The organism is Sphingomonas sp. CCH9-F2 (genome assembly GCF_001556735.1).
In the GTDB taxonomy this organism is placed as follows: Bacteria; Pseudomonadota; Alphaproteobacteria; order Sphingomonadales; family Sphingomonadaceae; genus Sphingomonas; species Sphingomonas ginsenosidimutans.
This window is the reverse complement of the sequence record NZ_LSJO01000477.1, coordinates 23,316-30,008: the sequence shown is the minus strand read 5'-3', so window position 1 is coordinate 30,008 and position 6,693 is coordinate 23,316. Positions and strand designations below refer to the sequence as shown.

The window sequence follows — 6,693 nt, the reverse complement described above, 5'->3', positions numbered from 1 at the left end:
CCGTCCGCTTCCAGCCCGCCCCGCCGCCGTCGCAGGCATTCCCGGCCCCCGCGCCGAAGGAGAGCTATCCGATCTGCAAGAAGGGCCAGTATGACGGCTGCATGCAGGCCAGCGACGCGCGCGGCAAGCGCAAGGCGCGCCGCTGATCGCGGTCACGGGCGAACGGGCATTGCGCCCGTTCGAACTGTGAGTATGGAAGGGCGCTCTATCCATCGGGAGGGAGCGCCTTTTCCATGTCCATTCGTTTCGACGACAAGGTAGCCATCGTCACCGGCGCCGGCGGCGGTCTGGGCCGTCAATATGCCCTGGAACTCGCGCGTCGCGGCGCAAAAGTCGTCGTCAACGACCTGGGCGGCGACCGCACGGGCCAGGGCGCATCCGACGCCGCGCTGAAGGTGGTGGAGGAGATCGAGGCTGCCGGCGGTCAGGCGATGGCCAATGGCGCCAGCGTCACCGAATACGACCAGATGGTCGAAATGGTCGCCAGGGCCAAGGAGAAGTGGGGCGGCGTCCACGTCCTCATCAACAATGCCGGCGTGCTGCGCGACAAGACGTTCGCGAAGATGGAGCCGGCGGACTTCGCCTTCGTCGTCAACGTCCACCTGCTCGGCTCGGCCAATGCGACCAAGGCGTGCTGGGAAACCTTCCGCGAGCAGAATTACGGCCGCATCCTGATGACCGCGTCGTCGACCGGCCTGTTCGGCAATTTCGGCCAGGCCAATTACGGCGCGGCCAAGCTCGGCCTCGCCGGCCTCACCAAGACGCTGTACCTCGAAGGCGCGAAGAACAACATCAAGGTCAACACCATCGCCCCGGTCGCGGGCACGCGCATGACCGAGGATCTGTTCCCGGAACAGGCGTTCCAGGCGTTCGCGCCGGAAAAGGTCGTCCCCGCCGCGCTGTTCCTCGTCAGCGAGGAGGCACCGACCAACCAGATCGTCGGCGCGGGCGCGGGCGTGTTCCAGGCCAGCTACGTCACGCTGACGCAGGGCAAGCTGCTGACCGGCGACGACCTGTCGCCCGAGGGCGTGGCACGCCACTGGGCCGAGATCACCGACCGCACCGGGGAAATCGTCCCCGATTCGGGTGCCGGCCAGTCGATGCTGATCGGCGCGAAGTTGCAGGGCCAGTGATGCACCGGGCAGGCGCGCGGCGGCTGCGCACGCTCGCCTGCCTGCTGCCCGCGGCGGGGCTGGCCGCCTGTGCGACCGTACCGCCGCCGCCCGTCACGCCGCCGCCGGCCAGCGTGCGCGTCGCGTTCGACCGCGGCCGGATCGGCGCGGTCGAGGCACGCGGACTGGCCGATCGCGCGACCGGGCGGCGCGTCACCGCGCACGATCCGGTCCGCATCGCCTCGATATCCAAACTGGTGACCGCGATCGGCGTGATGCGCCTCGTGGAGGCGGGCACGCTCGATCTCGATGCGGACGTGTCCGGGTTGCTCGGCTATCGCCTGCGCCACCCGCGTTACCCTGATGTGCCGGTGACGTTGCGGCTACTGCTGTCGCACCGCTCCGGGCTGCGCGACGATGCGGGCTATATCGTCCCGCTGGGCACGCGGCTGGCCGACCGGCTGGCCGACCCACGCGCCTGGGACGCCGATCACCCGCCGGGCAGCTTCTACCGCTACACCAACCTCAATTTCCCCGTCGTTGCGTCGGTGATGGAGCGCGCCACCGGTGAGCGGTTCGACTGGCTGATGCAGCGGCTGGTGCTCGCACCGCTGAAGCTGGACGCCTGTTTCAACTGGGCGAGCTGTTCGGATGCCGCGGTGTCGAGTGCGGTCGTCCTCTACGGCGCGGACGGCGGGGCGCAGACCGACGATCTCCGCGGCCGCCGCCCCACCTGCCCGGTCGTCGCCGGCCCGGGCGGCGCGTGCGACCTGACGACGTGGCGCCCCGGCGACAATGGCGCGCTCTTCTCTCCGCAAGGCGGGCTGCGCATCTCGATGCATGATTTGGCGACGATCGGCCGGCTGCTCGCGCGCGGCGGCGAGGTCGATGGCGTTCGCCTGCTCACCCCCGCGTCGGTCGCGATCCTGCGCGGGCCGGAATGGCGCTATGACGGCGCGAACGGCGATACCGGCGACGGGTTCGATTGCCGCTACGGCCTCGCGATGCAGACGCTGGCGACGCCGCGGGCCGGATGCCGCGACGATCCGTTCCGTGACGGCGTCGCGCGCTTCGGCCATGCCGGCGACGCCTACGGCCTTCGCTCGGGGCTGTGGATCGATCCGGCGACCGGGCGCGGCGTCGCCTTTTTCGCCACGGCGGTTCCCGAAGGCGCACGGTCGCCCCGCTCGGCCTTTTCGATACAGGAGGAGGCGCTGGCACGCGGACGGCACCGCCGCTGACTATTCCTCCACCAGCTTCATCAGCCGGCGCTCGATCGGGGCCAGCACCGGCCCCAGTTCATGCCCGCGCTTGATGACCTGCCCGCCCTCGCCCACCAGCGCCCACATCCCCTGCCGCTGGCGCAGCGCGGGATGCTTTTCGATCCGGTATTCCGGCCGCTCGGCGGCGCGGCGAAAGGCGGCGAAGACCGCCGCGTCGCGCCCCAGGTCGATCGCATAGTCGCGCCAATGCCCCGCCGCCACCATCCGGCCGTACAGGTCGAGGATGCGGGTCAACTCGATCCGGTCGAAACCGATCTGGCCGGGTCGCTGCCCGTTCGCGGGGAAAGGGGTGACGATGCCCATCAGGCGCGATCGCGAACCTCTTCATCGGGCGCCGCGCCCTGCTCGCCCAGCAGCGCGTCGAGCCGCCGCTTCATCGCCTCCAGTTCGCAACGCAGCAGCTCGACCTTCTGCGTCTGCGGATCGAACGTCTCGCTGCACGGCGTACCATAAGGAACGAAGCGCCGCTCGGGGGCCGCCCCGCCCTCCACGATCGTCGGCCGTGCGGGGATACCGACCATCACGGCACCCGCGGGCACGTCGCGCGTCACCACCGCATTGGCGCCGACACGCGCGCGCGGGCCGACGGTGATCGGGCCGAGCACCTGCGCGCCCGAACCGATGATCGCCCCGTCCGCGATCGTCGGATGCCGCTTGCCCGGCACGCCATCGTCCGGACTGGTCCCGCCCAGCGTCACGCACTGATAAATGGTGACATCGTCACCGATCTCCGCGGTCTCGCCGATCACGACGAAGCCGTGGTCGATGAAGAAATTGCGCCCGATCTTCGCCCCCGGATGGATGTCGATCGCGGTGGTCGCGCGCGAGAAGTGGTTGACGATCCGCGCCAGCAGGTACAGCCGCGACCGGTACAGCCGGTGCGCGACGCGATGCCACGCCAGCGCCCACACACCCGGATAGGTGAGGATTTCCAGCCGTGAATGCGGCGCCGGGTCGCGCGATCGGATCGAATCGAGATAGTCGGTCAGTCGCGACATAGCGTGCCCCATGTTCCTGCGCCCACCTTCCCATGCGTGGTTCGCGCATCCGCCGGCACCCGCCGGTCGTGTCATCTGCCGCCATGTAATCATGGCAGGCGACGGTTTCCATAAGCAACGCTTTGCCGCGCTAAATCGTATTTCCCTATCGCGTTCGTGGGGTATGCCGCATGAACGCGAAACGGGCATGTCCGCCCGCCGGAGACCTTCATGCCGACGTTCGCCGACATCGATCTGTCCGCGCTGCTGCCGTTCATCGCCGTGGGGTTCGGTGCGCAGGTGGTCGACGGCGCGCTGGGCATGGCATTCGGCGTCATCTGCAACACGCTCCTGGTGGCGGTGATCGGGCTGCCGCCCGCGCGCGCCTCGGCGAACGTGCATATCGTGGAAACCTTCACCACCGCGGTATCGGGGATCAGCCACGCGCTGCACGGCAATATCGACCGGAAACTGTTCCTGCGCCTGCTGGTGCCCGGCGTGATCGGCGGGGTCACCGGCGCCTATGTGCTGACCAACATCAACGCCGCGACGGTCAAGCCGTTCGTGCTCGCCTATCTGGTCGCGATCGGCCTCTACCTGCTGATCCGCGGGCTGCTGTTCCCGCCCAAGACGCAAAAGCCGCGGGTGGTGGAGCCGCTGGGGCTGATCGGCGGGTTCATGGATGCGGCGGGCGGCGGCGGCTGGGGGCCGATCGTCACCTCGAACCTGCTGGTTCAGGGGGTGGAGCCGCGCAAGGTGGTCGGCACCGTCAATTCGGTGGAATTCTTTCTGACCGCCACCGTGTCGGCGGCGTTCATCTATCACTTGGGGCTACGGGATTTCGCCACCGCGACGATCGGCCTGCTGATCGGCGGCGTGCTGGCCGCGCCGCTGGGGGCGTTCATGGCCAAGCGGATCCCGACCAAGGTCATGCTGGTCATGGTCGGGATCGTCCTGACGGTCACCAGCACCTACGGCTTCATCCGTGCGGTGCTGATGTAACCGGCCGGTGCGTCAGGCGACGGCGGCGTGGACCGTCGCCACCGCCTTCATCACCGATGCGATCCGCACCGACGACTGGATCACCTCGGCGGTGACGCCCGCCTTCTTCAGCACCTGTTCGTGGCTGTCGATGCACATGCCACAGCCGTTCATCGCGCTGACCGCCAGGCTGAACAGCTCGAAATCGACCTTGTCGATGCCCGGCGCGCCGATCACGTTCATCCGCAGCTTGGCGGGCATCCGGCTGTATTCCTCGTTCCCGGCCAGGTGGGTGAAGCGATAATAGACGTTGTTCATCGCCATCACCGCCGCCGCGGCGCGCGCGGCATTGGCAGCTTCCGGCGACAGCTTGTCGGCGACTTCCGCCTCGGTCGCCTCGACCAGCGGCTTGTGGCCCGAACCGTGCGCGCAGGCGAGCAGCAACCCGTACTTGCGCTGGTCGTTCAGCACCGTCTCGTTCAGCAGCGAGCCGACGTTGAGGCGAATGTCCTTGGCGAAATCGGGCAGCGTGCCCGCGAATTCCTTGAGCGCCATCATCATTCCTTCAGGCGAAAAGCGTCACCCCAGCGGAAGCTGGGGTCTCCCGGTTATGGAGAGACCCCAGCTTCCGCTGGGGTGACGACGGGACGTATGGGTGACGTAAGATTGACCGGGGCGGGAGCCGCTGCCCCCGCCCCGCCCGGATCAGGCCGCGACCTTCAGCACGTCGTCGCCCTTGTTCCAGTTGCACGGGCACAGTTCGTCGGTCTGCAGCGCATCGAGCACGCGCAGCGTCTCGGCCGGGTTGCGGCCGACGTTCAGACCGTTGACCTGCACCGCCTGGATGACGTTGTCCGGATCGACGATGAAGGTGGCGCGGAACGCGACATGCTCGTTCTTGTCGAGGATGCCCAGCGCCTCGGCCAGCTTCGCGCCATTGTCGGCCAGCCACGGGAAGTCGGCGGCGGCCAGGTCCGGGTCCGACTTGCGCCATGCCAGGTGGACGTGCGCGGTGTCGGTCGACGCGCCGATCAGCACCGCGTCGCGATCCTCGAAATCGCCCTTGATCTGGCTGTAGCCGACGATCTCGGTCGGGCAGACGAAGGTGAAGTCCTTCGGCCAGTAGAACAGCACCTTCCACTTGCCCGGATAGGCGGTGGTCAGGTCCAGCGTCTCGCCGGCCGGCAGCGCGTCGGTGCCCTGCTGGACGGGAACGGTTATGGCGGGGAAGGTATCGCCGATGGTCAGCATCGAATGGCTCCTCTTGGAAAACGGGTTTCCAGCCATCCTCTCCGCTCGGCGGCGCCGTTCGTGCGGCATCGTCCTTGTCATGCGGGGATATAGGGATTTGGCCTGATTGATCCAATCGACTATGACAAGACTAGTGATCGACCGGAGCGATGAATGGCCGCCACCTACCTTCCGACGTTGAAACAGCTGCAATATCTCGTCGCGCTCAAGGACCACGGTCATTTCGGCCGCGCGGCAGAGGCGTGTTTCGTCACGCAATCGACGCTGTCGGCGGGGCTGCGCGAACTGGAGACGCTGATCGGCGTGACGCTGGTGGAGCGGACGCGCCGCGTCGTCCGCTTCACGCCGCTGGGCGAACAGATCGCCGCCAAGGCGCGCGTCGTCCTGCGCGAGGCGGAGGAACTGGGCGACATGGCGCGCGCCGCCGGGCGTCCTTTGTCGGGGGAAATGCGGATGAGCGTCATCCCCACGATCGCACCGTTCCTGCTGCCGCGCATCCTGCCGCGCCTGCGCCGCGACTATCCCGACCTGAAGCTGTTCCTGCGCGAGGAGCCGAGCGGCCCGGCATGCGAATCGCTTCACAACGGCCGCACCGACTGCGTGCTGCTGGCGCTGCCCTATGCCTGCGGCGAGGTGACGTCGATGAAGCTGTTCGACGATCACCTGTTCCTCGCCTTTCCCGAGGGCGAGATGCCCGCCGATCCGGCGCCGGTGCGCCCCGCCGATATCGACGAGACGCGGCTGCTGCTGCTGGAGGACGGCCATTGCCTGAAGGAACATGCGCTGGCGGCGTGCAACCGCGCCGAATTGCGCGCGGAGGCGACGATGCTGGGCACCTCGCTCCACACGATGGTGCAGATGGTCGACAACGGGCTGGGGGTGACGATGCTGCCCAAGATCGCGCTCGACGCCGGCATCCTCGATCACACCAATGTCGTCGCCCGCCCGCTCGCCGCCGATCATCCCAGCCGCACGCTGGCGCTGGTCTGGCGCCGCGCCTCCCCGCGCGAACGCGATTTCCGGCTGATGGGCGAGGTGCTGACGGCCGCGGCGTGAGGGGCCGCGCCGCGCCTGCGTCATGATGACAGG

General features: G+C 68.3%; 8 protein-coding genes. 4 read left to right on the top strand and 4 right to left on the bottom strand.

Annotation, left to right across the window (positions count from 1 at the left end; all coding sequences use genetic code 11):
* Window positions 1–233: 233 nt before the first annotated feature.
* Both AX685_RS13495 and AX685_RS13490 read left to right on the top strand, forming a co-directional pair.
* Complete coding sequence (locus tag AX685_RS13495; RefSeq protein WP_066489519.1) at window positions 234–1,133, top strand: SDR family NAD(P)-dependent oxidoreductase; 900 nt, start codon at window positions 234–236, stop codon at window positions 1,131–1,133.
* Window positions 1,133–2,353, top strand: a complete 1,221-nt coding sequence (locus AX685_RS13490) for a serine hydrolase domain-containing protein (protein ID WP_082740916.1) — start codon at window positions 1,133–1,135, stop codon at window positions 2,351–2,353. The genes AX685_RS13495 and AX685_RS13490 overlap by 1 nt, the downstream gene beginning before the upstream one ends.
* On the opposite strand, the gene AX685_RS13485 is transcribed toward AX685_RS13490, so the two are convergent.
* Entirely contained in the window at window positions 2,354–2,698 is a 345-nt protein-coding gene (locus AX685_RS13485; protein WP_066489518.1) for a DUF2794 domain-containing protein, read from the bottom strand.
* Complete coding sequence (gene epsC / locus AX685_RS13480; RefSeq protein WP_066489515.1) at window positions 2,698–3,393, bottom strand: serine O-acetyltransferase EpsC; 696 nt, start codon at window positions 3,391–3,393, stop codon at window positions 2,698–2,700. The genes AX685_RS13485 and epsC overlap by 1 nt, the downstream gene beginning before the upstream one ends.
* A gap of 210 nt (window positions 3,394–3,603) precedes the next feature.
* On the opposite strand from epsC, the gene AX685_RS13475 reads away from it, so the two are divergent.
* Window positions 3,604–4,374, top strand: coding sequence for a sulfite exporter TauE/SafE family protein (locus AX685_RS13475; RefSeq protein ID WP_066489513.1), 771 nt, complete (start codon window positions 3,604–3,606; stop codon window positions 4,372–4,374).
* 12 nt (window positions 4,375–4,386) lie between these two features.
* Here the strand turns inward: AX685_RS13475 and AX685_RS13470 are convergent, their stop codons facing one another.
* Both AX685_RS13470 and AX685_RS13465 read right to left on the bottom strand, forming a co-directional pair.
* Window positions 4,387–4,908 carry a carboxymuconolactone decarboxylase family protein gene (locus tag AX685_RS13470; protein WP_066489527.1) on the bottom strand — a complete coding sequence of 174 codons (522 nt, stop codon included), beginning with the start codon at window positions 4,906–4,908 and terminating at the stop codon, window positions 4,387–4,389.
* Between the two features lie 150 nt (window positions 4,909–5,058).
* The gene (locus AX685_RS13465; protein ID WP_066489512.1) at window positions 5,059–5,604 is read right to left on the bottom strand and encodes a peroxiredoxin; all 546 of its coding nucleotides are present in this window, start codon (window positions 5,602–5,604) and stop codon (window positions 5,059–5,061) included.
* Window positions 5,605–5,757: 153 nt separating this feature from the next.
* Here AX685_RS13465 and AX685_RS13460 point away from each other — a divergent pair, with 153 nt between their 5' ends.
* A complete protein-coding gene (locus AX685_RS13460) occupies window positions 5,758–6,660 on the top strand; it encodes a hydrogen peroxide-inducible genes activator (protein WP_066489511.1) in 903 nt (300 codons plus the stop codon).
* Window positions 6,661–6,693: the final 33 nt, after the last annotated feature.

Coding starts and splice junctions, on each gene's coding strand:
- AX685_RS13495 (WP_066489519.1), top strand. CDS start 234: ATGTCCATTCGTTTCGACGACAAGGTAGCCATCGTCACCGGCGCCGGC.
- AX685_RS13490 (WP_082740916.1), top strand. CDS start 1,133: ATGCACCGGGCAGGCGCGCGGCGGCTGCGCACGCTCGCCTGCCTGCTG.
- AX685_RS13485 (WP_066489518.1), bottom strand. CDS start 2,698: ATGGGCATCGTCACCCCTTTCCCCGCGAACGGGCAGCGACCCGGCCAG.
- epsC (WP_066489515.1), bottom strand. CDS start 3,393: ATGTCGCGACTGACCGACTATCTCGATTCGATCCGATCGCGCGACCCG.
- AX685_RS13475 (WP_066489513.1), top strand. CDS start 3,604: ATGCCGACGTTCGCCGACATCGATCTGTCCGCGCTGCTGCCGTTCATC.
- AX685_RS13470 (WP_066489527.1), bottom strand. CDS start 4,908: ATGGCGCTCAAGGAATTCGCGGGCACGCTGCCCGATTTCGCCAAGGAC.
- AX685_RS13465 (WP_066489512.1), bottom strand. CDS start 5,604: ATGCTGACCATCGGCGATACCTTCCCCGCCATAACCGTTCCCGTCCAG.
- AX685_RS13460 (WP_066489511.1), top strand. CDS start 5,758: ATGGCCGCCACCTACCTTCCGACGTTGAAACAGCTGCAATATCTCGTC.